The sequence below is a fragment of the Microcoleus sp. PH2017_05_CCC_O_A genome, assembly GCF_020738785.1.
Taxonomy (GTDB): Bacteria; Cyanobacteriota; Cyanobacteriia; order Cyanobacteriales; family Microcoleaceae; genus Microcoleus.
Map to the genome: position 1 here is coordinate 1 of NZ_JAEQCB010000049.1, position 25,903 is coordinate 25,903.

General features: G+C 47.2%; 20 protein-coding genes. 13 read left to right on the forward strand and 7 right to left on the reverse strand.

Annotation, left to right across the window (positions count from 1 at the left end; translation table 11 throughout):
- Positions 1 to 168 precede the first annotated feature (168 nt).
- The 7 genes from JGK20_RS13085 (at position 169) to JGK20_RS13115 (ending at position 7,782) form a co-directional block, all read left to right on the forward strand.
- The gene (locus JGK20_RS13085) at positions 169 to 831 is read left to right on the forward strand and encodes a VWA domain-containing protein (RefSeq protein ID WP_293186269.1); all 663 of its coding nucleotides are present in this window, start codon (positions 169 to 171) and stop codon (positions 829 to 831) included.
- A 4-nt stretch (positions 832 to 835) separates the two neighbouring features.
- A complete protein-coding gene (locus JGK20_RS13090; RefSeq protein ID WP_293207926.1) occupies positions 836 to 1,048 on the forward strand; it encodes a hypothetical protein in 213 nt (70 codons plus the stop codon).
- Positions 1,049 to 1,130: 82 nt separating this feature from the next.
- Positions 1,131 to 1,913, forward strand: coding sequence for a PP2C family serine/threonine-protein phosphatase (locus JGK20_RS13095; RefSeq protein WP_293186267.1), 783 nt, complete (start codon positions 1,131 to 1,133; stop codon positions 1,911 to 1,913).
- A 191-nt stretch (positions 1,914 to 2,104) separates the two neighbouring features.
- Positions 2,105 to 2,797: a hypothetical protein gene (locus JGK20_RS13100; RefSeq protein ID WP_293186266.1), complete on the forward strand. Its 693-nt coding sequence runs from the start codon at positions 2,105 to 2,107 to the stop codon at positions 2,795 to 2,797.
- A 672-nt stretch (positions 2,798 to 3,469) separates the two neighbouring features.
- Positions 3,470 to 4,462: a ribonuclease III domain-containing protein gene (locus tag JGK20_RS13105; RefSeq protein WP_293193437.1), complete on the forward strand. Its 993-nt coding sequence runs from the start codon at positions 3,470 to 3,472 to the stop codon at positions 4,460 to 4,462.
- 159 nt (positions 4,463 to 4,621) lie between these two features.
- Positions 4,622 to 5,317, forward strand: a complete 696-nt coding sequence (locus JGK20_RS13110) for a Uma2 family endonuclease (RefSeq protein ID WP_293186262.1) — start codon at positions 4,622 to 4,624, stop codon at positions 5,315 to 5,317.
- A 353-nt stretch (positions 5,318 to 5,670) separates the two neighbouring features.
- Complete coding sequence (locus JGK20_RS13115) at positions 5,671 to 7,782, forward strand: DNA-binding protein (RefSeq protein WP_293186261.1); 2,112 nt, start codon at positions 5,671 to 5,673, stop codon at positions 7,780 to 7,782.
- Positions 7,783 to 8,016: 234 nt separating this feature from the next.
- Here JGK20_RS13115 and JGK20_RS13120 read toward each other — a convergent pair whose 3' ends face one another.
- The gene (locus JGK20_RS13120) at positions 8,017 to 9,117 is read right to left on the reverse strand and encodes a precorrin-8X methylmutase (protein ID WP_293230733.1); all 1,101 of its coding nucleotides are present in this window, start codon (positions 9,115 to 9,117) and stop codon (positions 8,017 to 8,019) included.
- 164 nt (positions 9,118 to 9,281) lie between these two features.
- Here JGK20_RS13120 and JGK20_RS13125 point away from each other — a divergent pair, with 164 nt between their 5' ends.
- Complete coding sequence (locus JGK20_RS13125; RefSeq protein ID WP_293230736.1) at positions 9,282 to 11,195, forward strand: heavy metal translocating P-type ATPase; 1,914 nt, start codon at positions 9,282 to 9,284, stop codon at positions 11,193 to 11,195.
- A gap of 222 nt (positions 11,196 to 11,417) precedes the next feature.
- Here JGK20_RS13125 and JGK20_RS13130 read toward each other — a convergent pair whose 3' ends face one another.
- Both JGK20_RS13130 and JGK20_RS13135 read right to left on the reverse strand, forming a co-directional pair.
- Positions 11,418 to 11,825: a HEPN domain-containing protein gene (locus tag JGK20_RS13130; RefSeq protein ID WP_293193402.1), complete on the reverse strand. Its 408-nt coding sequence runs from the start codon at positions 11,823 to 11,825 to the stop codon at positions 11,418 to 11,420.
- The gene (locus JGK20_RS13135; RefSeq protein ID WP_293230739.1) at positions 11,815 to 12,207 is read right to left on the reverse strand and encodes a peptidase; all 393 of its coding nucleotides are present in this window, start codon (positions 12,205 to 12,207) and stop codon (positions 11,815 to 11,817) included. The genes JGK20_RS13130 and JGK20_RS13135 overlap by 11 nt, the downstream gene beginning before the upstream one ends.
- Before the next feature lie 882 nt (positions 12,208 to 13,089).
- Between JGK20_RS13135 and JGK20_RS13140 the strand changes: the two genes are divergently transcribed.
- A complete protein-coding gene (locus tag JGK20_RS13140; protein ID WP_293230742.1) occupies positions 13,090 to 15,150 on the forward strand; it encodes an elongation factor G in 2,061 nt (686 codons plus the stop codon).
- A gap of 254 nt (positions 15,151 to 15,404) precedes the next feature.
- Here the strand turns inward: JGK20_RS13140 and JGK20_RS13145 are convergent, their stop codons facing one another.
- Positions 15,405 to 16,364, reverse strand: a complete 960-nt coding sequence (locus JGK20_RS13145) for a GNAT family N-acetyltransferase (RefSeq protein ID WP_293193398.1) — start codon at positions 16,362 to 16,364, stop codon at positions 15,405 to 15,407.
- 54 nt (positions 16,365 to 16,418) lie between these two features.
- Here JGK20_RS13145 and JGK20_RS13150 point away from each other — a divergent pair, with 54 nt between their 5' ends.
- From JGK20_RS13150 to JGK20_RS13160, 3 genes are all read left to right on the forward strand, one after another.
- The gene (locus tag JGK20_RS13150) at positions 16,419 to 16,622 is read left to right on the forward strand and encodes a hypothetical protein (RefSeq protein ID WP_293186248.1); all 204 of its coding nucleotides are present in this window, start codon (positions 16,419 to 16,421) and stop codon (positions 16,620 to 16,622) included.
- Between the two features lie 499 nt (positions 16,623 to 17,121).
- The gene (gene pap / locus JGK20_RS13155; RefSeq protein WP_293186246.1) at positions 17,122 to 18,609 is read left to right on the forward strand and encodes a polyphosphate:AMP phosphotransferase; all 1,488 of its coding nucleotides are present in this window, start codon (positions 17,122 to 17,124) and stop codon (positions 18,607 to 18,609) included.
- A gap of 501 nt (positions 18,610 to 19,110) precedes the next feature.
- On the forward strand, positions 19,111 to 20,097 hold the full coding sequence (locus tag JGK20_RS13160) for a YdcF family protein (RefSeq protein WP_293186244.1): 987 nt from the start codon (positions 19,111 to 19,113) through the stop codon (positions 20,095 to 20,097).
- Here the strand turns inward: JGK20_RS13160 and JGK20_RS13165 are convergent.
- Positions 20,094 to 20,444 carry a hypothetical protein gene (locus JGK20_RS13165; RefSeq protein WP_293186242.1) on the reverse strand — a complete coding sequence of 117 codons (351 nt, stop codon included), beginning with the start codon at positions 20,442 to 20,444 and terminating at the stop codon, positions 20,094 to 20,096. The two genes, JGK20_RS13160 and JGK20_RS13165, sit on opposite strands and share 4 nt — an antisense overlap.
- Positions 20,445 to 20,987: 543 nt before the next feature.
- Here JGK20_RS13165 and glsA point away from each other — a divergent pair.
- Positions 20,988 to 21,911, forward strand: a complete 924-nt coding sequence (gene glsA / locus JGK20_RS13170; protein ID WP_293193396.1) for a glutaminase A — start codon at positions 20,988 to 20,990, stop codon at positions 21,909 to 21,911.
- Between the two features lie 229 nt (positions 21,912 to 22,140).
- Here glsA and JGK20_RS13175 read toward each other — a convergent pair whose 3' ends face one another.
- Entirely contained in the window at positions 22,141 to 23,955 is a 1,815-nt protein-coding gene (locus tag JGK20_RS13175; RefSeq protein ID WP_293186238.1) for an adenylate/guanylate cyclase domain-containing protein, read from the reverse strand.
- A gap of 170 nt (positions 23,956 to 24,125) precedes the next feature.
- Positions 24,126 to 25,232: a FecR family protein gene (locus JGK20_RS13180; protein ID WP_293186237.1), complete on the reverse strand. Its 1,107-nt coding sequence runs from the start codon at positions 25,230 to 25,232 to the stop codon at positions 24,126 to 24,128.
- Positions 25,233 to 25,903 lie beyond the last annotated feature (671 nt).

The window sequence follows — 25,903 nt, forward strand, 5'->3', positions numbered from 1 at the left end:
GAGCGTGAATCACCCTTCTGATATTTGACACTAAATATTTGACGCTGATATTTCACGAAAATGGTAAAATGCGATCGCCCTAGCAAGTTGCATTTAAATATGTTACTGACTTGATACAGTAAAGTGACAATGCTAAAAACCGAGCCACTCCAAGGTCAATCCTGAACCATGAGACTAGACGAAGCCGTAGAATTTGCCGAAAACCCAGAGCCACGGTGTCCCTGCGTCCTCCTGCTGGACACCTCCGGCTCCATGCAAGGCGCACCCATAGACGCTTTGAATGAGGGGCTGGAAGTTTTTAGGAATGACTTAATTAAAGATGAACTAGCTAAAAAGCGAGTCGAAGTCGCAATTATTTCCTTTGACAATAATATCAAAGTCGTGCAAGACTTCGTGACCGCCGATCAGTTCGAGACACCGCTGCTGACAGCCCAAGGACAAACCCACATGGGCGCCGGCATTCAGCTAGCACTAGACACCATTGCAGCCCGCAAATCCGAATACCGCAACAACGGCATTACCTATTACCGCCCGTGGGTATTTATGATTACCGACGGCGAACCTCAAGGCGAATCGGACGATGTTGTGGAAATCGCAGCACAGCGGATCAAAGAGGAAGAAACTAACAAGCGCGTGGCTTTTTTTGCAGTCGGTGTGGAAGGTGCGAATATCTCCCGTCTCGCGGAAATTGTCGATCGCACTCCTGTAAAATTGAAAGGATTAGACTTTCGAGAGATGTTCATTTGGCTGTCGGCTAGTATGCAGAGAGTTTCTCACTCAAAAATTGACGAACAAGTCGCACTTCCACCGCCCGGATGGGGAACTGTTTAGTCAGTTGGCAGTTTGCAGTTGGCAGTTTGCATCAGTCATTGGTAAGGTGCGAAGTGCTTACAATGAATTGGGAGAATCTCAATTTTGCTTTAAAAGTGCGAGCGTCCCCGCTCGCTTGGTTATAGAAGCGAGCGGGGACGATCGCTTGGTTATAGAAGCGAGCGGGGACGATCGCTTGGTTATAGAAGCGAGCGGGGACGCTCGCACTACTACATAAAAATGCTTTTTACAACAATGAGATGCTCCCAATAAATTTCCATAGTTTTGAATTTACGAAGTTTTGAATACAAGAGTTATTAATGGATAATTCATTATTTAATTGGCAAGTTGTAGCCGCATCGGTGACTGGTACGAGCCACGAAAAACGATCGCAACCCTGTCAAGATGCCCACTGTTGGCGCGTCTTGTCTAACGGTGTTTTGGTAGCAGCGGTAGCTGACGGCGCGGGTTCGGCTGCACTGGCAGAAGTGGGGGCAAAAATTGCTGTGGAAGCGGTTGTGGAAACGATTTGTCAACAGGATTTGCAGCCTGAAAGTGACGAGGAATGGCAGGTATTTTTCACAGCATCCCTGCAAGTTGCGCGGGCGGCTGTGGAAGCGGAAGCTGCAACCCGGGAAGTGGCGGCGAGGGATTTAGCTTGCACTTTAATTGCGGTTGTGGCTACGCCGGAATTGATCGCGGTTGCTCAAATTGGCGATGGTGCGGCGGTGGCGGGCGATAGTGCGGGAAATGCGATCGCCCTGACAATACCACCCTGCGGTGAATATATCAATGAAACCATATTTTTGATTTCGCCAAATGCGATCGAAACAGCGCAATTTCAGGTAATGCGGGAACCCCTGCGGCACTTGGCTGTGTTTTCCGACGGCTTGCAAATGCTCGCTCTCAAAATCCCGGAAGGTACGCCCCACGGGCCGTTTTTTGCACCTTTGTTTCGGTTTTCGGGCACGGCGAAGGAAGATGCGGATGCCAAAGAGCAATTAGAGTCGTTTTTGCGATCGCCCCGCGTGTGCGATCGCACCGATGATGACTTAACATTATTGTTAGCAACTTTTTCGAGTTCGGAGGCACAGGACAATTAAAAATAAACATATTGAAAAAGCCAACATCCATCTGCGTCAATCGGCATTTATCTGCGGTAAAAAATTCCCGATTCTGAATTTGGCAACAAGTCTAATCGCTTCAAATGAATGAGCGGCGAAAATTTGGTGCGCTTCTATAATAAAATCGAGGTGTCAACAATTCTGGTTTAATCTGTACAGTAGGTCGTCACTTGCAAGCACAAGAGATTAAGGATAAGCTCAACTCCCTAATTAGCGAAGCAGATCTTATAGATCCGAGTTTGGCGAGAAGATTGGATGAAATCAATCGCTGGGTGAAAGATGTCAAACCCGGTTCGCTAACTGCTAAGAAATTTGTGCTGGCTTTTTTGCTACAGCTTATGCGAGATTCTCAGGTTTGGCTGGCGCTTCAATCCCTATCTTCGGAAAGAGATCGAGAAACGGCGTTTGAGTCAATGACTCCGGGCGAAAGGTATTGGTACGGCTATCTATTTCCTAAATGGCTGAGTGAAAACGATCGCAAATTTTACATCTGGAAACAAAAACTCAAGGCGGGTAAATTCGATCCGGCTGACGATCGCGTCATTCGTGCGATCGCCGCCCGGATAGTCGAACGCCAAGGCAGTGTTTTGTATCGCTATGTAGCAGATCTTTCTATGGCTACCGATTCGATCGTCAGCAACCGCCAACAGCAGCCCCTGTGCATTCAAGTCACTACTCTTTCTGATGAATTTTCTCAACAAAAATATGAAAATTGGCAACAAACTCTTCGAGGTTGGGGGATTGACAGAGGACTATTTTTAAGTTATGATACAAAAGATGCAAATTTCCTGAACCAGTTAGTTAACATTGCATTATATAATAGTGATAATTTGCCCGCAGGTCGCTACCTCAAATTCCCATAAATTCACCCGATCTGCTGCTGAGAATAGTTCGACTGCTCAAAATTCGGTGAACAAGAAATTTTGAATAACTCGCATATTGCAGAATTTTAGACAATGCCACCAACTTAATCATCAGCCCGCTTCCATTGGGCCCGAAGGCTACGCCAAGATTTTTCCTCCCATTCTCTGTTTCCCGGGGGGATATGGCAAAGTGCGGAAACAGGTAATTGATACGAATGCTAAACAACGAGAAGATTTACGGCAGCAATCAATAGCGGTAAGGTGTGTAATTCGCACCCTACAAAAGATAGAGGTTCTGCGTAATTCCTGGCCCAGCAACGGGAAGATTTACCGCAGCAATCAATAGCCGTAAGGTGCACGGCCCGATGGCTGCCTGTGAAAGATAGAGGTTCTCCGGAATTCTTGGCTGAGAAATGGGAAAATTTACCGAAACAATCAATCTATTCATTCAGTTGACAATTGACAGTTGACCGCTTGAGGGCATTTGACAATCATAAGGAAGAGGATTGGAGTAATGAATAGTCTTCTCTTAATTCCTCCCGATCGGGCTTGGGGCTTTAAACCAATTCTTTCAGGTAAAATAACTAGCAACTGGGTATAAATTGAATTGAGATTAGATTGAAGTGCGCTGAAATTGTTGGAATAAAATCAAATTACATCAAAATCAATACTATGACAGTAAAAGGTACAAGCACCGTTGAAAGCAATTTACAAAAAGTCTTTGAAGAACTAGAATCTGCCCGAAAAATGCAGGATGATTGGATGCACCACGGGGTGGATTTTGTTGATTTGTATGTGGAAAATGCTGGCGGTGATTGGTTGGAAAAGTGGGCAAAATGTGAAGAAGAATTAGAGCAGATAAAATTTAAACAGGTAGATATTGAAGCAGTCAAAGTAGCGATCGGCATTTCGGACTTTGGGCAAACCGAACTGCTGGAAACGGCCTTGAGCAGCCGCTGCGATCGCCCGGAGGAGTCTCCGGCTGGGGAAGATGTGAAGCAAAAACGGCTTTCACTCTTAGGCGGAGCGATTTTCGGTGCTGTTGTTACCGATTACCTGTACCGCGAATATCCCGAACTCGACTGCGATGCGATTTCAACCTTAAAAGCTCGTTTAGCAGACAGTCAAAAACTCTCGGAATTTGCCGAAAATCTGAAATTGAACGAACTCTGTCGGGGAGCCGCCAGCGGGAAAGCAACAGAACAAAGCGAGTACAATAAATTTTTAGCCCAGATTTTTGAGGCTTTGTCGGGGGCGATTTACTTGGAATTCGATCGCGATTTTTTGCGTGCGGGTAACTGGCTGATCCAGCAGTCGATCGAAGGAACGATGGGCGAACACTTAGATCTAACTCAGCAGTCGAAAAGTACGCTCTTAAACGAGCTAAAACGGCGGGAAATCTTGGGTGCGGACATTCTAGAGGCGATCGCGATCGACTATTTGTACAACCGCTTTCCCGATCGCAACAGCAGCCAGTTAACCCGCTGGAAAAATCTGTTAGCCGCCAAAGAGATTTTCCCCAAAGACTTTAAGGCAAAATTAGGCAGTCATTACCTGGAATTGGAGAGCAATTTCTCGCGCACCCGCGACTGGTTGGTGGATAACTTCATCAAAACGGCAGTTGACGAACTGGAAGACGAAACAGGCGATCGGTTCATCAGTTGACAGTTGACAGTTGACAGTTGACAGCTACCTCTTGTGTGGATAGAAGAGGATTGGAGCAATGAATCATTTTCTTTGATTTCCCCCTAAACGGGGAGGCTTCAGACCCAATTTTATCGGTTAAACTAAAATCAACTCATTAAAAAGAATGGGAAAACAGCAATGGTTACACAACTGCAATCTCCCGAAAAATCAAATGTCATCTACCCAGACGATAACGGCGAACCGATGTCAAACAATACAGATCAGTTTCGATTAATTGTTTGGATTAAAGAAAACTTAGAATTGCTGTTTGCAAATGACCAGAATGTTTTTGTAGCGGGTGACTTGCTGTGGTATCCGGTGGAAGGAAATAATAAACTATGCCAAGCGCCAGATGTGATGGCAGTTTTTGGCATCCCCAAAGGATATCGAGGTTCTTACCAACAGTGGAACGAAGGTAATATTGCACCGCAAGTCGCCTTTGAAATTTGGTCGCCGGGAAATCGTCTGACTCCGATGATTCAAAAATTTCAATTTTACGAACGCTACGGTGTGGAAGAATACTATTTGTACAACCCGCAAACTTTAGAACTGACAGGATGGTTGCAGGTTGAGTCACAATTTGAAGCGATCGAACAAATGGACGGCTGGATCAGTCCGAGACTGGGAGTGCGGTTTCAATTATCTCAAACAGGACTCGAAATGTTCGGGGCTAACCAAGAACCGTTTATGAATTTTGTGGAACTCGATCGACTGCGACAGCAAGCCGAGGCGCGGGCCGAACAGGCAGAAATGCTGCTGGAACAAGAACGATCGCGATCGCAAGCCTTAGAATTAAGACTCCGAGACATGGGAATAGAGCCCGATCGACTGTAACCACAATTGCAAAATTGAACTATGGTGGAACAGGCATCTTGCCTGTTGCTGAGTTTTTCAGGACGGGCATGATGCCCATCCCACAATAAAATAGAATTATCGGTTTATCAGTGGGGTCGCTTTCTTCAATCTAAAATCTCAGATCTAAAATTCACGCATGAAAATTGGGGCTGAAGCCTTCCCGTTTAGGGGGAAATCAAATCCTCTTCTATCGACGGCTATGGGTAGCTGTCAACTGTCAACACTCCAATCCTCTTCTATCGACGGAAAAGATAGCTGTTAACTGTCAACTGTCAACTGTCAACTGTCAACTGTCAACTGATGACTAATCCTCTATCCCCTAACGGAATTCTATGCAGTTGCAACGCCAATTTAGCGGACAACTGATTGCGATCGACACCAACAGCGCGATCGCCAGTGGCGGTCAAGGTCGCATCTACCCGATCGCCAAAGACTCGTCCCTGGTAGCAAAAATCTACCACAAACCGACAGACGAAGACGGCGACAAACTCACAGTCATGTTCAGTATGCCACCGGATGCGCCGATCGCGGAACCGGGACACGCCTCAATTGCTTGGCCTCTCGATTTGCTGCATACTGTCGGCGGGCGCGAAAAAATCGTCGGTTTTGTGATGCCGCGCGTCAAGAAAGTGCTGCCGGTACACACTTTCTACACTCCGAAAACCAGGCGCGAACAAAAACCCCTATTTAATTATCTTTACCTCCACCGCACCGCCAGAAACCTCGCTTCGGCTGTAAATGCCCTCCACGTCAGGGGTTACGTCATCGGCGATGTCAACGAGTCAAATATTCTTGTCACGGATACGGCTTTAGTAACGCTGGTAGACACCGATTCGTTTCAAGTGCGCGATCCTTATACAGGTTACGTTTATCGGTGTCCCGTGGGGAAACCCGAGTTTACTCCGCCGGAATTGCAGGGCCAGACTTTCCGCGATATCGATCGAGCTCCCGAGCACGATTTGTTCGGTTTGGGGGTATTAATTTTTCAATTGTTAATGGAAGGTACGCACCCGTTTTCGGGAGTGTATCTCGGTAGCGACGAACCGCCGTCTTTAGAAGCGAGAATTCGATCGGGCCATTTCCCCAGCGGTACCAAGCGGATACCCTACCGCCCGATGCCCGCAGCGCCATCTTTCGAGATGCTGCATCCCCGGCTGCGACAGATGTTTATCCGCTGTTTTGAGGAAGGGCACGGGAATCCGTCGGCGCGCCCGGATGCGAAAACTTGGGTGAATGCGATTCGGGAAGCGGAAGATTCTCTACTTACTTGCAGCAAAAACACTCAGCACAAATACGGAAATCATCTGAGTCGGTGCCCTTGGTGCGATCGGGCAAAACTCCTCAAAGGTCGCGATCCGTTTCCTTCGCGGCAGGCAGTCAGCAACGGATTGCACTTGCAGCCCGCCAAAACCAAGCGTAAAAAGCCCCAACCACCACCCGTCGTGAGGGAGACCGCAGTGCGCCGACAACAGCCCTCGACGGGGCTGCCGCGCCAACTGGGCAACTATCAAATGCCGATGCTACCGATTCCTTCTCGGAGTCGGACTCCGGCGCCTCAGATTCCCCCTAGCAAGTTTGAGCGGATTGTTCAGGATGCTGCTTGGGGCGGTGTTTGGGGTACTTTGTGTTTGGCGGCGGTGGCGGGGATTTTTTCGGCGATCGCGGAGGGCGGCGGCGCGATTTTGGGGGCAATTTTTGTCGGTTCGATTTGGGGCAGTTTTTTTGGGATGATGTGGGGCATTTTTACTTTGTCGCCGAACCAGATTTGGCGGAAGTGGGGGGGAGTTTTGCTGGGGACTCTCTGGGGGGCTTTCTTTTTGGCTGCGATCAGCGGTGTGGTGTTTGGGGCGATTAGTGATAATCGGGCGATCGGGCAAGGGATTTTGTCGGGCGCGGGGATTGGTACTGTCTGGGGCTGTATTTGGGCGGCTTTTTCGCCTCCTCTGGCACTGCCGGTGGGGAGGGTGTGGGGCCGGCGGGGAGCATTCTTGGGGGCGGTTTGGGGAGCGTTTTTGGGGACTTTGGCTGGTGTTTTGCTAGGGGCTGGGTTAGTGGTTTGGCAGCAATATAACGGGCAGATGCGCCCGACGATCGAGTTTGGGGGTTTGTTGCTGGGTGTGGCAATTGTGGCGGCGGGTGTGGGTGCGATTGGAGGTTTAGTTTCTGGGAGTTTGTTGGGTGTTTGCGGGTTTGCGCCGAAGCTGCCGGTGTCGTTTCAGCCTTCGGGAATTCGGGGTGCGGCTTTGGGTGCGATTTGGGGGAGTTTTTTGGCGACTTTTGCAGGTGCGGTGTTGGGGGCGGGGGTTTGTGCGATATTTCCGACTCTGGGCGGTGGGGTGTCGGTGCAGTTGGCCCCTGTCGTAGGTGCGATCGTCGGGGCTGGTTTGGGGGCGATTTGGGGGGTAATTTCGGGTGCTGTTTGGGGCGCGTTGGGCAAGTGGTGATTTGATTTATAGCTTCAATTTGTTTTTTTGCACTCTTAGTTGCGATCGCGATCGAAGGTAATGTATTGAATAACGGACTGACAGAAAGCTACGGTGTGTGCTTAAGGTATGTTGTTGCGCTTGGGCGCTCTTTCAATATATAAGTAAGAGCGCCCAAGCGCAACTACGTACCTAATAATTCATTTTTATCTTGCGCCAGGTGAGTCCAGGAAAGTTTCAGATAATTGCATCTTTTCACTTAAGATGACAGTGACAATTCGGCTTTTCAATCAAAGACTCAACCAAAGCATTCAAAGCAACCGCCGCCAACAATCCGCCGCCAAAAGTCCCCACCGTCGTAATATAAGGAACGCCCGATCGCACTAACCGACGTTTCGCCACCGGAGAATGACTGAAGCCGATCGGCATTCCAATGACCAAAGCCGGTTGCAGTTGCCCGATCGCGATCGCCTCACAAACCGCCATCAGCACAGACGGCGCATATCCTACTACCAATATACAGCCTTTTTCCAGTTTCAACAACTTTTCAAACCACTCGCGCTCGTGCCAGAATTCCTGTTCCGCTTCCGCCACAGCATTGATGTGCGGATCGTCAATTAAAGTTGTAATACTTGTTCCCAAATGCGCCAATCTTGTGTTATCCAAAGCGGCAAAAACAGGCGGCACGTCAGCCACAATTTGACACCGATTTTTCAAAGCTTCCCGCGCCGATTTAATCGCCGTTTCGCTTAACTTCACAAACGGCAGCAGCGAACAATCACCCGATGCTAACACCAGTTTTGACAGCAAGTCTACCTCAATTTCCGAGCGATCGGTCAAATCCGGCAACAAATGCTGCAACGACTCCCCAAACGCCTCCGGGTGAGTGTGGGCCCCCGCATCCCAAGCATCCCAAAGTTGTTCCAACTGTCCCAATCCACCCTCAGTTTCCGCCTCCAACAGCCTCAATTGAGCCAGTGCGCCCGCTTGCACCGCTTGACACGAAAGATCCCGCCCCAGCAATCCTTCGAGGGCTGAGGCCGTTTCTCGGAGGCGCACAATCTGCTGAATTACCGACAGATATTGCCGTTGGAGAGTCGCCATCACCGCGTCTGGGGAAGCCTCCGCGTCTGTTTCTAAGAGTTTGCGGATGTGAGAAAGTTGAAAGCCTTGCTGCTTGAGTGCGACGATTCTTTGGAGTCTTTGCACGTCGCTGCGGGTGTACAGTCTGTAGTTAGAAGTCGATCGCACGGCCGGAGATAGCAGCCCCAAAGCGTGATAGTGCCGCACCATCCGAGGCGTAATTGTGCCTTTTACCGCTTCCGTAAGTTGTTTGATTGTTAGGTATTTTTGCATTTAATTTTTTAACCGCAGATGTAGGCAGATAAACGCGGATGAACGCTGATGAGTACGGATGATTATTGATGAGTTTTGTAATTTATTTTGGTTTTACTCTTGACATTGACATTAATGTCAAGGTTTAGGCTACAGGAGTCATTCTACCAAATCAAATTTTCCCCATGACTCCCAATTCCCTCCCCATTTCTCGCATCTCCCGGCTAGCAGAAGAACATCCTGATGCTGTGACTGCCGCCCTGTGCGGAATTCTAGTAATTTTGGGTTCGATCGCCCTACAAGTCGGTTGGCTGGGCTTAGCGGTGTTAATATTGCCCGCTGCTTACGTTATCGGCGGCTATTCCAGCACCCGCGAAGGGTTGACTACGCTGTTTGAAGAACGCGAATTAGATGTAGATTTGTTGATGATTGTGGCTGCTTTGGGCGCGGCCGGTTTGGGGCTGTGGCGGCGAGAATATCATTTAATTGTGGACGGTGCTGTTTTAATTTTAATCTTTGCAATTAGCGGCGCCCTTGAAGGTTATGCTATGCAGCGGACTGAACGGAGTATTCGCAGTTTGATGAGCTTGACTGCGGATACTGCGCGGGTGCTAATGTACGATGGGGAACGAGAAATTGCGATCGACAAATTGGCAATTGGCGATCGTATTTTAGTCAAGCCCGGAGAAATCATCCCCACAGATGCAATAATTATCGAAGGCTACAGCAGCCTGAATCAAGCCTCAATTACCGGCGAATCGATGCCCGTGGAAAAAACCGCAGGCGACGAAGTCTATGCAGGCACGATTAACGGTGCTGGCGCGCTACAATTGGAAGTGCACAAAAGTCCAGAAAGCAGTTTGATTCAGCGAGTGATTCGGCTGGTGCAACAAGCGCAAACCGAAGCGCCGCCTTCTCAGCAGTTTGTGGAAAAGTTCGAGCGCGGTTATGCTAAATTAATTGTCGGTTTAGGCTTGCTGCTAGCAACTTTGCCGCCCTTTGTTTTGGGCTGGAATTGGGAAGACACCATCTATCGGGCGCTGATTTTCCTAGTAGTCGCTTCTCCCTGTGCGCTGATGGCTTCGATTATGCCGGCGCTGCTTTCGGGGATTGCTAACGGCGCGAGACAGGGGATTTTGTTTAAAAGTGGCGCGCAATTAGAGATAATAGGTCAAGTTCGGGCGATCGCCTTTGACAAAACTGGAACCCTCACCACCGGAAAACCGCAAGTTATCCAAATTGTACCAGCAACCGGATATACTGAAACAGAAGTTCTGCAATTGGCTGCGGCTCTGGAAGCTCATTCCGAACACGCGATCGGCCAAGCAATTGTCCAAGCCGCAAATCAGCAACAGTTACCGTTGTCAAGTGCGATCGACGTACAAGCAAAAATCGGTCAAGGAATTGTCGGTAAAGTTAACAATCAAACCATTACTATTGGTAAAGCCAGTTTTGTCGGAGCAACTGCTGAGTTGACAGAAGTAAGTCATCAGTTGCAAGGGGAAGGAAAAACGGTTGTTTGGGTGGCAAAGGAGGATGAACTTTTAGGTATCATTGCAGTAGCAGATACAGTCCGCCCGGAAGCAGCAGCCACGATAAAACGCTTGCAAAAATTAGGCGTAGAACATATCATAATGCTGACAGGCGACAACCAGCAAACCGCTGAATATATCGCCCGCCAATTAGGCATCAATGAAGTGTACGCCGAACTTTTGCCAGAAGACAAAGTGCACCTAATTAAAAAGTTGCAAACCCAGTATCAAACCGTCGCAATGGTAGGAGACGGCATCAACGACGCCCCCGCCCTCGCCCAGGCTTCCGTGGGAATTGCGATGGGTATTTCCGGTAGCGATGTCGCTTTAGAAACTGCTGATATCGTATTAATGGCGGACAAGTTAGAACAACTAGCTAAAGCAATTAGTTTGGGGCGGCGCGCTCAAAATGTAGTCAAGCAAAACATTATTTTTGCACTCAGTTGCATTATACTGTTATTGGCTGCTAATTTTCTCGGAAATATCACAATGCCGATCGGCGTCATCGGTCATGAAGGGTCTACAGTTTTAGTAACTTTGAGTGGTTTGCGGCTGCTGAGACATTAATTAAATTACTCGTTACGAGACGAATTTGTAGGGGCGGGTTCACCAACAATTTATGATAAAAATCAACAATTTCATAAACCCGCCCTCCCCCACCAACAATAAAAATGTACCATAAATTTATTTGTAAAATGTTGATGTAAATAATCGCGGGGATGGGGCGGGTTTATGAGATTATTTGTGGGTTTCATATATGGTGGGTGAACCCGCCCCTACTATTATCGCTCAATTTTCACGATTTAATTCACTCAGAGATGTCATAATATTTTGAGCTATTTTCAAAGCGATTTTAACATCGCTTGATAATGTAAATACCGTATCCGCATAATCTGCCTTATTCCTGAACAGCCTTAATCTGCTTAAGTTCTCCCCTATTTTTATCATTTTTTTAGCTTTAGATTTATGAAAAATAAATTCTTCAGCCACATATTGATGTTCGTTAATATCAGAATTTTTGCGAGAAAGCCTAGAGTCTTGTTCAACATCGCGCAAGTAATTTCTAGCTAAGCAGAATACTGCATAGTATGATCGACTTATTGCCGATCGCAATTTTGCCTCATTATTGTCAGAATCGCCAGAGATTGCCGCCAATTCTTGGGCTAAATTCAAATATTCAGACCAATCAAATCTCATTTGACTCAAATCCCAAACTAATATGCAATTTACTATTAGTAACAGTAGTTATCTTATCCAGCCACCAAGTATCATCAAGAATCATCAATTTTTCAAAAGCTTCATCGACTTCTAGTTTAGTGTAGATCGTAATCCAGAGCGATCGCCAATTGGCAATTTGTGGATCGGTTTTCACTTCCAAGGCTAATCTTTCGCTAGGAAATAGTTCTCTAATCTTAGAATGAGCTTCCAGAATTAAACTTACCATTACTTCTTGTTCGATGATTAACTTAAAAGCTTCAAGAGGTTCTTCTACCGTGTAGAGACTTCGGATTTTATTGAAATCAGCGATTAAATCGTCAAAGGGTTCTGTTTTAATAGCTTGCTCTTGGATAGCAGTCATAATTATTGCTTCTGAATGCTTTACTTGTTAAAATTTTAGCAAAGATGGGCGCTATTGTGGAAAGCCTGTGTGTCATGCCGATCGAATTTACGCACGGGTGCCCAGAAACCGAATATGTTTGTGATGGTGATACCGAAGTATTGTCCTAAAAAAGCCGATTTCTGGTTACTCGTGAGTATTTGTAGGGTGTGGATACATCAAAAATCTCTCAACAAAGAGCGACAATTTAAGAGCGACGCACCTTATATATAAGGAATAGAAATTAAATAACTTAAGCAAATTTGTGGGATGGGCGGGAGAGCCCGTGCAGAAAGGACGGGCTCTCCCGCCCATCCCACAACAATCATCGAGCGTGTAAGTTATTAAATTTTCATTCCTAAGGCTCAAAAAACAAATCAAAAAAATGTTGGGTTTGTTGGCGCACGGATTGTGAACCAAGAAAGGTGCGTCGCTAGGAGATTGTTTGTCATATTTAGGGATTTTCGCGACACACCCTACAACTAATTTCTCTCGCTGCGTGGCGAGAAACCGGGTTTCTATGAATATTTTTGGTTGAGTACGAAAAATTTAGGAAGAAACCCGGTTTCTGGGATTAGCAGAGAAACCGGGTTTCTATGAATATTTTCGGTTGAGTAAGAAAAATCTAGGAAGAAACCCGGTTTCTGGGATTAGCATTTTCACAAATTGATTTACAAAAATACTTAATACTTCACAGTAATTAATGAATTTGTGTCGCAATTTAAGTTTAAACTAAGAACGATCGCAAAATAAAAGTTTTCAGATCCACAAGGGAAGAGATCGGAGAAACCGGCAAACACAAGTTTTTTTCCTGAATCATCATCTTCTCCTTCCCCTTCCCCTTCACTTTGTGTAGGAGGCTATATGAACGAAAATGTCATTAGGGCCACGCGAAACGTTGCAATTGTTGGCCCTTATTTAAGCGGTAAAACCGCACTTCTCGAAAGTTTGCTGTCGGTGACAGGGACGATTACTCGCAAGGGTAATGCTAAGGATGGTAATACGGTAGGTGACAGTTCGCCCGAAGCGCGCGATCGCAAAATGAGCGTAGAAGTAAACGCCGCGAGCACCGAATACGAAAACGTCCGCTTCACATTTCTTGACTGTCCCGGCTCGATCGAATTTGTCCAAGAAACTTACAATGCACTTATCGGTGTCGATGCAGCCGTGATTGTTTGCGAACCGGTTGCCGATCGCACTTTAACCCTCGCCCCGCTGTTCAAATTCCTCGACGATTGGGAAATTCCCCACCTAGTTTTCATCAATAAGATCGATCGCGCTTGCACAGACGAAACCACCTGCGGTAGCAACTTCACCGACGTACTCAACGCGCTCAAATCCGTTTCTAGCAGACCAATTGTACCTCACCAATACCCGATCGGCAAAAACGAACAAATCATCGGTTTTATCGACTTAGTAACCGAACAAGCTTACCACTATCACTCCGGCGCACCCGCAGATCCAGTCCCGCTTCCCGAACACCTCAAAGCACAAGAAAGCGCCGCGCGACAGGAAATGCTCGAAGAATTGGCTAATTTTGACGATCGTTTACTCGAAGAATTGCTGGAAGAAATCAATCCCGATGCTGAAGAGATTACCCGCGATTTCAAGATGGAATTAGGCGCTGATTTAATAGTGCCCGTATTCATCGGTATCGCCGAACAAGATTTCGGCGTGCGGCCTCTGCTGGAAGCTTTACTCAGAGAAGCGCCGACACCGGAAACTACAGCAGAGCGACGCGGTTTTATACAAGGTGAAAACAAGGTTCTCGGTCAAATTCTCAAAACCTATTACACGCCTCAAGGAGGTAAGCTATCGTTAGTGAGAATCTGGCGGGGAACCCTGACAGATGGAGCAGTTTTGAACGGGGTTCGAGTTAACGGTTTGTACCGATTGACCGGCCAGCAAACGCAAAGTTTGCAGTCCGTCAGTGCCGGGAAAATTGTCGCTGTAGGCAGGCTGGAAGGCTTGAGAACAGGCGATGTGCTGGGTTCTGACGAATTCTTGCCAAAAGCAGAAATCATCTCGCCTGTGTACGCACTGGCGATCGTCCCCGAAAAGCGCAACGATGAAGTTAAGTTGAGTTCTGCCTTAGCTAAACTATTAGAAGAAGACCCATCTTTAGTTTGGGAACAGCACGGAGATACTCATGAAGTTATACTTTGGGGTCAAGGTGAAATTCATCTGAAAGTAGCCTTAGATAGGTTGCGCCGCAAGTACAATTTGCCGATGGTAACTCACTTACCGCAAGTACCGTACAAAGAAACCATTCGCAAACCCGCATCATCCATTCACGGGCGCTACAAACACCAAAGCGGCGGACACGGACAGTTTGGCGACGTGTACCTCGACATCGCACCGCAGCCTCGCGGAGAAGGTTTCAATTTCACTGACAAAATAGTCGGCGGAGTCGTTCCAAAACAGTATATTCCCGGCGTTGAAGTGGGAGTGCGCGAATATTTGGATCGCGGCCCGTTGGGTTTTCCGGTGGTAGATGTATCAGTGACTCTGACTAACGGTTCCTATCATTCTGTTGACAGTTCCGAACAAGCTTTCAAACAGGCGGCGCGGTTGGCGATGCAGTCGGGGATGGAGAAGTGCGAATCAACTTTGCTGGAGCCGATCGCCAAAGTTGAAATTTGCGCTCCCAACGAGTGTACATCAAAGGTGTTGCAGTTGGTGAGCGGACATCGCGGCCAAATTCTCGGCTATGAGGGTAAACCAGACTGGAAGGGATGGGATGCTGTTTCGGCTTATTTGCCGATCGCGGAAATGCAGAATTTAATTGTAGAATTGCGATCGCAGACGATGGGAGTCGGATTTTTTAACTGGGAGTTCGATCGATTACAAGAAGTACCGGAACCTTTGGCTAAGCGGGTTTTGCTTACGACTGGTGGGAATGGGAATGGTAACGGTAAAAATTAAGCTGTAGCGGCGGGTTCACCAACCATATATAACGATGACCAACAATATATAAAAACCCGCCCCATCCCACCATAAATCTGAATGTACATTGATATTGTTTGTTGGGTGGGGCGGGTTTTTGAGATTGTTTGTTGGGTGGCGATTATGGTTGGTTAACCCGCCCCTACAGCATTAAAAACACTTTTCAATTCATGTTGGGTGGGGTGGGTTTACTTTAAGAACTCGGGTATCTAGCGTTCACTACCAACCTTGTTTTAAACTGGTTTAGCCCACGACAGCCAAGTTTCCATCGGGCGGAAACCGACTGATTGGTAAAGCTTTGTTGCACCTGTCAAACTGTCGGCATCGACGCTGAGTTTAGCTGTATTTGCACCCGCCGCTTTTAAGGTGTGCAAACCAGCTAGCAGCATCGCTTTTCCTAAGCCCATTTTGCGAAAGTCCCGCCGCGTACCCAATAGTTCAATCCAACCGTCTTTTGCGTCGCTGCGGGGGTTTTTTTGGGGTTTGATTTGACAGTCGCAAAATGCTGCAAATTTACGATCGCCCGAAACAGCAATTAAATCTAATTCCGGCTGATAATTCTCGTCTTGCATCCAGTATCGCACGGTTTCGGCTGTTAAATCGTGGTGGTTCCAGTGATCGATAAATGACTGGTTGAACATTTCTACCCAGGGTTGGATGTCTTTTTCCCCGGATACGTGCGTCAGGGCAAAATCTGCGGGAAATTCGGGTGCGGGAATTGGTTCGGCGAGCGATCGCGTCATTGTGAGAAAATAGCGATCGACTTCAAAGCCCTCTTTCTCTAACAGCCGCATCTCGTCGCTTTCATCTTCCCGACTGTAGGTACGCAATTTCGCGGGCAAATTCCGTTGTTTCGAGACTTCGCCCAGGCGCTTTTCGCCCCATTTAATGATATCTTTTTCCAAATCTTGGCCGCGCGCCTTTGGATGCACGTAAAACCAGAGACAGCCGTCTATTTCATCCTGGGAATCGGGCATATCTAGGAGTGCTAAACCAATTAGTCTGTAGTTTCCGTCTTCCCACAACTGTACGTCGCGGGCTTTGTCGAGTGTGGGGGCGTCGAGTACAAGCTTTACTTCGCTGGCGGATACTTCTTCGCCGACTCCATCGACTGCTTCGCAAGCATCGATTAAATTGGCGATCGCGCACCAGTCACTTTCACCTTTGTAGGAGCGTGTTGTCAAGATATTCATAGAAAACTTTGCAATCCGTAAATTCGGACTGTTCCTGTTAGTGGGTATTGGCAAATGAGTACAGTAATTTGGACATTTTGCACAAATGTCGGTAACAGCCAAGATGCCTGTTCCACAAATGGACATTTTGCACAAATGTCGGTAACAGGTAATATGCCTGTTCCACAGCTTTTAGTTGTTGAGAATGGTGTTGATAAAACTCAGAAACCTGTTTATATCACCCAGGCTTTCAGGTTTTATCTCATGGCGCAATCATAAAAATTGGTTTGCCCTTTTGGGCTAGTTTTGTATTTGAGTTGCCGATCCGAGAAACGCCCAACGTTCGCAAGCAGCGCGCTGGAAGTTATCGAGGCTGATGCTCGATCAACTATTATTTAAATAAATTTGATACAGCTAAGTAAAGAAGTTTTCACCCCCACCGGGTAGTTGATTTTTACTTGTACTCTGTTTTACAATAAATCCTGTTGCAGGGATTTGTTGCTCCTCCTGTTTGCTCGCCCGATCGGGGGAGGGGAGAATTTGAACTTATTAAAAAGTTGCCTTATTCAACTATAACCGCTCAGGTTTTTTTTGGCAAGTTTGAGGCAAGGGGAGTTTTGTTTCTATTAACTGTCTCCCGGATTGGGCGATATAAGCATTGCACTTTTAACCGAGCATAAGTGTATTTTTTATAACTTTTTGCGGCACTTGAAGATTTAATTTTATCCTAACGTTAAACTAACGTTAAACTGCTGTCTCAGATTTGCATGAGGTCAATATGCTCGACAACCTCGATTTAGATATTTCCTTGGACAAAGAAACCTATGATGCCAAAATCGAAGTTTTAATGCAGCAGTTGCGATCGCTCCAACAGACCTGCTGGGAAAAAAAACTGCCTGCAATCATCGTACTCGAAGGCTGGGCGGCCGCCGGCAAAGGCGCCCTGGTCAAAAAAATGGTGGGGTACATGGATCCGCGGGGGTTTGCCGTCCACCCGATTTGGCCGCCGTCAGAGGCAGAAATGGGCTATCCTTTCCTGTGGCGGTTTTGGGAGAAACTGCCGGCGCGAGGGCGGATTGGTTTTTTCTACCACAGTTGGTACACTCATGTTTTAGAAGACCGATTGTTCCAGAGAGTTTCTGACGCCGAAGTACCGACAGTCATCAGGCAAATCAACGCCTTCGAGCGGCAGATGGTAGATGACGGCGCGGCAATTGCCAAATTTTGGATTCACCTGAGCAAAAAAGAACTCAAGCACAGGCTCAAAAAACTAGAAGACGACAGCTTACAAGCTTGGCGAGTGCGGCCCGAAGATTGGAAACAAGCCAAAAAATACCAAGAATACACAACTTTGGCCGAAGAAATGGTAACTCAAACCGGCACGGGCCCGGCACCTTGGACGCTAGTAGAAGGGGACTGTCAGCGCTGGGCGAGAGTCAAAGTTTTAACGCAAATGGCAGCGACAATTACAGAAGCCCTAGAGAGACTCCCGACGCAATCTGCACCACTGAAATTGCCACCTCAAGAAAGCTTGTCACCCACCGAACCCAACTTGCTCGCCCAAGTAGATTTGACTCAATCGCTGTCGCCAGACGAATACAAACAGGAACTTCGCGCAGCACAAACCAGTTTTGGCAAACTGCAACAAAGCATCGACGAAGATGAAATCCCTGTCTTAGTGCTGTTTGAAGGTTGGGACGCCGCCGGTAAAGGAGGCGCGATCAAACGCTTGACGGACATCCTAGACCCCCGCAGTTACACCGTTAATCCGTTTGCTGCCCCCACGGATGAAGAAAAATCTCACCACTACCTCTGGCGGTTCTGGCGGCGGTTGCCGACTGCTGGTAAAATCAGCATTTGCGATCGCAGTTGGTATGGTAGAGTGCTGGTCGAACGAGTGGAAGGATTTGCCACCGAACCCGAATGGCGCCGAGCTTACCAGGAAATTAACGAATTTGAGGAGCAACTCACCAGTTTCGGTTGTGTCGTAGTTAAATTCTGGCTGCACATCAGTCCAGACGAGCAACTAAAGCGGTTTACAGAGCGAGAAAAAAATCCATTTAAACAATACAAACTCACTCCTGAAGATTGGCGGAATCGCCAAAAGTGGAATTATTATGAAGTGGCGGTGAATCAAATGGTTCAGCGCACCAGCACCCCGTCAGCTCCCTGGACTATAATTGCGGCCGATAACAAGTATTATGCTCGTGTTAAAGTAATTCAAACGGTAACGCAGGCAATTCGGAATCAACTGAAACGCCGATAAATTGGGATTGGTGAACGGGTAACAGGTAATGGGAAAAATAGCAGCAGCACAAATCAGGCTTGAATTGCCAAGTCAATTTCACCTGCCGCCGGCTCCATCCATTATCAATTACCGATCGACCATTAACCAACTATCGATTACCAATTATCTGTCAGCAATCTGTGACCCGCCCCAAAACGGGTACAACCCCCCAACGCTATGAGTGTGGAGAGCCTAAAATTTTAGACCAAAGTGCAAGCTCCTAGATTCATCTGTGGAGTCAATCTAAAATCTAAAATTTAAAATTTAAAATCGACTGACTGGAAGTAGCGGGATCTCCTTGCGTGCAACCAATAGTTGATAGCTGACCGGAATAGAGCATTTCTCAGAAATGCGATCGAACTGTGCGATCGGCCAAAGTTAACAACCCAACTCAACCGATGCCCGTATTTGCTCCCGCAGCTAAATTAGCGCTCGTTCCACACTTCCGTACTAATTTATGAAGACACAGAATATTGCAAGATGCCTGAACTATTCGCTCGCATTCTATTTCTATTCCTCCTCTTCTCACTGATCAAATCGTGGTGGGATCAATCAGGAGGCAAAGACAATCCTTTAATAGATCGGCTGCGCGTTTTGCTGCTGATCAGCCTTTTGTTCCTCGCTTTTTTTGCCCCAGACACGCCAGTCGGAGCAGCGATTTTTGGCTTAATAGCTTTCTTCTTTAAGCCGCTAGGTTTTGCGATCTCACTGTTGGTGATTGCATCGGCGCTGATCACGAACGGGGGCATCCGCAACCCGGCGCCGAGAATGATCCTGGCTGCGCTGCTGGTTTTGATTCTGTCGAGTATGCCAGTGGTGGCTTATTGGTTCGCAGATCAAGCAGAACGAGATGCCGCAGCCCGCACAGTTTGCTGCGATGAAACAGCAGCGGCGATCGTCCTCCTGGGCAAGGGAACGACTAACAGTCACAACGCTAACCGAGAAGCAATTCAACTGACAGACACAGGCAATCGCTTGCCCTATGCTGCTGTTTTGTACAAAAAAGAACTAGCACCTTTGGTGATTGTTAGTGCTGGGCCCAGAGCAAATTTACAGAATGATACTGGCGAAGCTAAAGATATCCAAACTTTGCTGGCAAGCAACATGGGCGTGCCGCGCAACAATATCGTTCTCGACGATAATGGCAGGAACATACGCACCAGCGCCGAGGAAGTGAGAAAAATCCTCGACAGCCGCGGCGTCGGGCGCAAAGTAATCCTGGTAACATCTGCAATTCAGATGCGACGTGCCAGCCTCGCTTTTGCGAATATGGGAATCCAGGTGATTCCTAGAGCTACGGACTTCTACACTTACCAGCCAGTGTCAGGAGGGCATTCCAAACTGCGCTTAGACGCGGCAGATTTCCTGCCCAGTGCAGAAGCTTTGGTAACTACGACACGAGTATTCGATGAATATTTCGGGTCTGTTTATTACTATTTGCGCGGCTGGCAGGCTCCCAGAGCCTAAAGCGGCAAGTTGGTGGTGTTTTTTTGAGGCAACACCGACTGCTCCCCAGATTGGTTTAACATTTCCTGAGAATGAGACCTTTGTGGGGGGCTGTATTTTCTCATTCCGGCGGGATCGCCGACGGCAAAGTTGGCAGTTAATAAAAACACCGCCCAAAATATAGGCTCCTCCCACTTAGATTTTGTTGGAGTTGGTGCTGGCGTTGTGACTGATTCAACGTTTACTTTGATATCTAATTTGCCTTCAATTTCTTTGCCTTTGAGAACTCCGTCCTTGCAGACACCCTTAAAAATCATCGGAGCGGGTTTTGGTGCTTCTGCTGCATCTGTTTTCGGTTCGTCTGCCATTTTTTTTATCCTGGGTTTGAGTAGATCCGATTGGATAGTAGATTCTCAGAGGTTCGGGGGTTTTCCGGAAAGGATTGCGCGAACTCTGAAAAAATTAAATTAAATATGCACCCCGCCCCTGATTGGGGATTAAAAATAAGAAGTTGAAGGCATTTCAAGCTAGTCCTTGTTGATTTTGGGTAGCAGCGCTGCCTTGATGCTGCTACCTATCTATCTGGGTGAAAGGGAGGTTTTTATGCAAAGTACAGATTTTTAGGAAAATTTTGTCAATAATATTGATTAGCTGCCCGCAGGCGGTAACGATCGCAGCCTGAAAGCCGATCGCACTTGCTCTCATATTATGTCCGGTCAATTACCATAACAATCAAAGTTAGCGCCTGCGGACTGAAGTCCGCACTACGAACCAATTTTATTGCGATAGAGCGATCGCACTTGCTCTCACCTCACAAACCGGGTTTTTCCCGGAGCTCAAGTGTCGCAATGTGCTTTAAAAACAGGGTTTCTGGTTCACAAGGGCGATCGTAAATATTTAAATAACCGAAAGTGAAAACACCCACCAGCAAACTATCTTCCCTGGAACCAGAACAACTGGCAGCTTGGGCAATAGAGGCAATTAATCGCAGTAAATCCGGTAAAATCCCCGCATACGTACCTCTCCTTGCCCAAGCCGACAGACAATGGTTTGCCGTGCAAATTCGGGCAATTGACGGTCAAATTTTGAGCTGGGGTAGCGCTGCTACCACATTCCCGCTGATGAGCGCAGTCAAACCTTTCGTCTTGCTTTACTTGCTGTGCGAATTGGGTGAAAAAGCAGTTTTTGACTGCGTGGGCTGCGAGCCTTCGGAACTTCCTTTCAATTCTCTGACTCAACTCGAAAGGGATAAAGGGAAGCCGAGAAATCCGATGATTAATAGCGGGGCGATCGCTCTAGCGTCTTTGATTCCCGGTGAAAATGCGGTTGAACGCTGTCAAAACCTGCGAACTTGGCTGAACCAACAGGCAAAAAGTCAGCTATTTGTTGACGAGTTAATGCTCGATTCAGTGAATGCTATGCCGAATCAAAAAAATTGGGATCTTGCCTTAGCAATGGTAGAATCTGGTTATCTACAAAACTCGGAAATTGCGTTAGAAACCTACAATCGCGTTTGCTGTTTGTCTGGAAGTGTAGAGGATTTGGCGAAGCTGGGAATGGTGTTGGTAAATGGTGGTGAAGCGATCGCGGAAAACTGTCGCACTGTGAAAGCGCTGATGGCTACTTGCGGTTTGTATGAAGCATCGGCCCGCTTTGCGCTGCGGGTGGGAATTCCCGCTAAGTCGGGTGTTAGCGGGGCTTTGTTGTCGGTTATTCCGGGCGAAGGGGCGATCGCATCTTACAGTCCGCCTTTGAATAAAGAGGGAAATTCTGTCGGCGGTTTGTTTCTGTTGGAACAAATAGCTAAATCTTTGCGGCTGAGTATATTTGATTAGATTGGGTAATTGGTAATTGGTAATTGGTAATTGGGAATTGGGAATTGGGAATTGGGAATTGGGAAGAAGGCCCGCGCAGGACATTGTTATTTGTTATTTGTTATTTGTCCGATGTTATTTGTTAGTGGCTACCAATAACCAACTACCAATAACCAACTACCAATAACCAATAACCAATAACCAATAACAACTGTCAACTGTCAACTGTCAACTGTCAACTGTCAACTGACTACTGCTTTTCACCCAAAATAGCATAAACCACAGTTTCTTCTTTTTTGCCGCGCAATTGAATCGCTCCTACTTTTTGCCCTTCGTAGCGATCGCGCACGTAAGCAAAAGTTCTCCCCGTCACCAACAAATTAAAAGGACTGTCAGAAATAATTTCCTTATTCATCGCCTCCAATCTAGCCGCAACGTTGACAGCATCGCCGATTACAGAATAATTCAAACGCCGGGAACCGCCGACGCTGCCGGCAACTAACTGTCCGGTATGCAAACCAATGCCAAACTTAATTAAAGGTTTGCGGTCAATTCTAAGCTGCTCGTTGATTTTGTGCAGCTTTTCGTGCATGGCGATGCAAGCTGCTACGGCATTTAAAGCATCTTGTTGAATTTCGGGATATTCTGTGTGGCAAAAAGGTACACCAAAAACTGCCATAATTGCATCACCAATGTATTTATCGACAACGCCGCCGTGATCCATAATACAGTCGGTCATCGCTTCCAAATAATGGTTCAGCCAGGTGAGCAAATCCCGCGGCCGCATTTTTTCGGAAATTGAAGTAAAACTGCGAATATCCATAAACAGCACAGTTGCTGTAAGTTCTTGAGGTTCGAGTTCTCCCTGTTCAAATATCTCTGCTTTGCGTTCCCAAATAAGCTGAGCAGTTTCGGGGGCGACGTGTTTTTCAAATAACCTCATTAACTGCTGTTTTTCGTACTGTTCCCGCACTTGTAAAGCAGTACCAGATAAAATGAGGGTGCCGATGGGTGCGGCAACGGGAAGCCACCAAAAATAGTAGCCAAATAATACAGCAGCAGCCGTAACCCAAATTACAGGTAAACCAAGGGCGATCGCAATTCTTGCTTTAACACCTCGGTTGCACAGCACCGAAGTAGTAAGGGGGCCAATCCCCAACAATAACAAAATTTCTAGCGCTGCGGGCAGTCGCTTTAGCAATCGCTGATTGAGCAAATTGTCAACTAAAGCTGCATATAAATAAACCCCAGCAGTAGTCTTGTTCAGAGGTGTAGATATCTGGTCAAAACCCGTAGCGACTAGACCGACTAAGACTAATTTATCAGCTAAAGCATTTTCAGGAATTCTACCTTCTACAACATCCACAAAAGCATAGGTACGTAGATTTTCTGTTTTCCCGGGCCAGTTAACCCAGACTGTTTGTTCCTGCATATTTTGTGGCTGCGGCAGCAATACAGGATTTTGCGGGTTAGCAGCGTTGTACCTCTGAGTCATTACTAAACCGAAGTTAGGAATGGAGTCGAGAAATATTTTTGAATCGCGGCTAACGCCGTCGCTGTTCGGTTCGTGCATTATATGTCCGACACCTGCGGCGGCTGCTTTTAAAGATGCTACTGGCTGTTCTTGGGTGGTTCTTGGGAGTACAACTTTGCCATTTGTGGCGATCGCAGCGGCTAACATTTCATCTTTCGGACTCGGATCGAGGAAAAGAATGTCGAAACCAACTGCTGTGGGGGGAAATTTTTTTAAAGCTGACAGCAGGGCGGCGTAGCGATTGCGCGACCACGGAAATTGACCGTATTCCTGCAAGCTTTGGGGTTCGATCGCAATTACCGCAATTCTCTCATCCCAACCCGGATTTGGCAAAACTCCCGATTCTCGAATTTGAAATAGGGTTTTGTATCCCAAATATTCAAGGGGTTTCCACATTCCCAATTGCAGCATGGCGACAGACATTATTCCTGCTACGGCGCCTGTCAGCCAGGGAGGATTTGTGATGAGATATTGCCGGATGCCAATCAGTTGATTGTGTTTCAGATGCTCGATCAATTGTTTGAACTTCATTCAATTAATTTGACGCAATAATTGACATTCGATGCTGATGTTCGGATAATACCGGGCGGTTGAAACCGCGTCTAGACAAACAAAACCCGCCTCCGCGGGTTGAAACCAGACCGATATTTCAGATGATAATACCGGGCGCTTGAAACCGCCGTCCGATCTAGATCAGTTGTTTAGGGAACTGCGAGGTTGTAATGCTTTTCTCTGACGGACGATCCTCTCACTACAATTTTGAGGCGGCGGCTGGCCGGTAAAATTCCTTGGATTTTGAATTTACCTTCTCGATCGATCTTAATGGCTTGGTTGTTGACATAAATTATGTCGATCGGGTTAATTTGACCGCTGAGGCGATAGATATTGCCACCGAGTCTTGACAAACTGCGGACTTTGAGATCGGCTAAGCGAGGGCTGGCTGATGGCGGTGCGGGGGGAGTTTGAGGGAAAATTTCCGTGGCGTTACCGCCGTTGACAACTACTTCGGAGTCGTTTTTGCCAGATACTCCGACTGAACCTTCAATGGTTTCGACTCCGGTTTTGCCGTCTGGGCCGACGCTGACGCCAAAGGATGTACCCCTGACTCCGGCAACCCCTTCGGGGGTTTCAACCCTGACTGGGGCGGTTCTGGGAGATTTTTTTTGTTGGGCTATTTGATTGGTTTCGGCAATTGGGCTGAATGTATTTAAGGCGGCAATTTGCTTGGGTAGGATAATTGCTGAGGTTTGAGCTGCGGCTGTGGGCGCAGCAGTTTTGCCGATCGACAATCTCACTCGTCCCCTGCTGACAAAAATAGCTGTGTCGTTTTCGCCTGAAGTGCTTGACAAATCGGATATTCTAACTGCGGTTTTTTCGGCAACTTCAACGATGCCGGTGTTGTTGTCGATCGCTAAGCGGGCTGTGGAATCGGGGTCGGTGATGATTTCGTCTCCGGGGGCGAGGAGCCGATCGCCGACGACGGCGGGCCGCCCTTTAAAGGTTACTGTACCGCGAATTTCTTGAATTTCTAGCGATCGGCCTGTCGCTGTTCCCTGAGCGTTGATTGTCTTGGTTGGGGATGGATTGGCTGCCGCTATTACCGGAAATTTTGGAGACTTTGAGCCTGTTGGTGGTGCTGGCGGTCGATCGACCGAGATAATTTTAGTAGGGTTTGACTGCTGTTTGGGGGATGGAGACAGCGGACTGGCGATCGTAGGGCGAAAGGCTGGAAGACAGGCCAGCACAGCTAAGGACAAACTTAGGAGTGGAATTTTGGTCGATCGCCAGCAAGTAAAAATTTTATTCATATTTTCTATTTTGTCATGTTGAAGTTCTTAGACTTCATTTGCTTTATTAGACTTCTTAAATCCGGAAATCGTTCCATTTTTTTTGCCATAAAACAGCAGCCAAAATAAGCTTTCTCAGCAAGAAAGCTTACCATTAAATCTTCTTTTTATTGTCAAAATTTAGTAAACTGTTACAACGAGGCAGTTTCCTCAGATTTGATGTGTAATTTTTGGGTTCCCCAGACCAAGAGTCTTGCAGAACAAGAGTTTTCGCCGCTCTCAATAGGAAAGAGCGAATATTTATATATAGCAAACATAAAATTAATTACTGCTAGTAAAGGTCTTTTGGCTTCGGCCGGAAGGATGAATAATTGGGAAGAAATCCTGTAGTTGTGGCAATTAATAAAAAGATTCCCTTTGGGAAGTGATAAAAAATAATTATATAAGTGGTGCGGCTGGCTTTGGGAGTGGAGCTTGTGCCTGTGCAACCAACGCAGGCTGGGCCGAGCGACAAGGGGGCAAAGATCGAGCAACTCCGACTAGAATAGCTGGTAAAAGTATAGTCATCTATTACATGACACGGGAGGCATTGAGTCCCTCCCCTTTCGCTTTCACTTCGAGCGGATTAACCCGCCTCGGCTGAGCTACGCAGCTCTCTATCCCATTGCTGAAGGCATTTGGGATTGCTTTTC

Excerpts from the sequence above, each read along its gene's own strand:
- JGK20_RS13150 (WP_293186248.1), top strand. The coding sequence starts at position 16,419 with ATGAGTACAGTAATTTGGACATTTTGCACAAATGTCGGTAACAGCCAA.
- JGK20_RS13110 (WP_293186262.1), top strand. The coding sequence starts at position 4,622 with ATGGTTACACAACTGCAATCTCCCGAAAAATCAAATGTCATCTACCCA.
- JGK20_RS13095 (WP_293186267.1), top strand. The coding sequence starts at position 1,131 with ATGGATAATTCATTATTTAATTGGCAAGTTGTAGCCGCATCGGTGACT.
- JGK20_RS13165 (WP_293186242.1), bottom strand. The coding sequence starts at position 20,444 with ATGGCAGACGAACCGAAAACAGATGCAGCAGAAGCACCAAAACCCGCT.
- JGK20_RS13120 (WP_293230733.1), bottom strand. The coding sequence starts at position 9,117 with ATGCAAAAATACCTAACAATCAAACAACTTACGGAAGCGGTAAAAGGC.
- JGK20_RS13140 (WP_293230742.1), top strand. The coding sequence starts at position 13,090 with ATGAACGAAAATGTCATTAGGGCCACGCGAAACGTTGCAATTGTTGGC.
- JGK20_RS13105 (WP_293193437.1), top strand. The coding sequence starts at position 3,470 with ATGACAGTAAAAGGTACAAGCACCGTTGAAAGCAATTTACAAAAAGTC.
- JGK20_RS13160 (WP_293186244.1), top strand. The coding sequence starts at position 19,111 with ATGCCTGAACTATTCGCTCGCATTCTATTTCTATTCCTCCTCTTCTCA.
- JGK20_RS13135 (WP_293230739.1), bottom strand. The coding sequence starts at position 12,207 with ATGACTGCTATCCAAGAGCAAGCTATTAAAACAGAACCCTTTGACGAT.
- JGK20_RS13175 (WP_293186238.1), bottom strand. The coding sequence starts at position 23,955 with ATGAAGTTCAAACAATTGATCGAGCATCTGAAACACAATCAACTGATT.
- JGK20_RS13130 (WP_293193402.1), bottom strand. The coding sequence starts at position 11,825 with ATGAGATTTGATTGGTCTGAATATTTGAATTTAGCCCAAGAATTGGCG.
- JGK20_RS13145 (WP_293193398.1), bottom strand. The coding sequence starts at position 16,364 with ATGAATATCTTGACAACACGCTCCTACAAAGGTGAAAGTGACTGGTGC.
- JGK20_RS13115 (WP_293186261.1), top strand. The coding sequence starts at position 5,671 with ATGCAGTTGCAACGCCAATTTAGCGGACAACTGATTGCGATCGACACC.
- JGK20_RS13085 (WP_293186269.1), top strand. The coding sequence starts at position 169 with ATGAGACTAGACGAAGCCGTAGAATTTGCCGAAAACCCAGAGCCACGG.
- JGK20_RS13180 (WP_293186237.1), bottom strand. The coding sequence starts at position 25,232 with ATGAATAAAATTTTTACTTGCTGGCGATCGACCAAAATTCCACTCCTA.
- JGK20_RS13125 (WP_293230736.1), top strand. The coding sequence starts at position 9,282 with ATGACTCCCAATTCCCTCCCCATTTCTCGCATCTCCCGGCTAGCAGAA.
- pap (WP_293186246.1), top strand. The coding sequence starts at position 17,122 with ATGCTCGACAACCTCGATTTAGATATTTCCTTGGACAAAGAAACCTAT.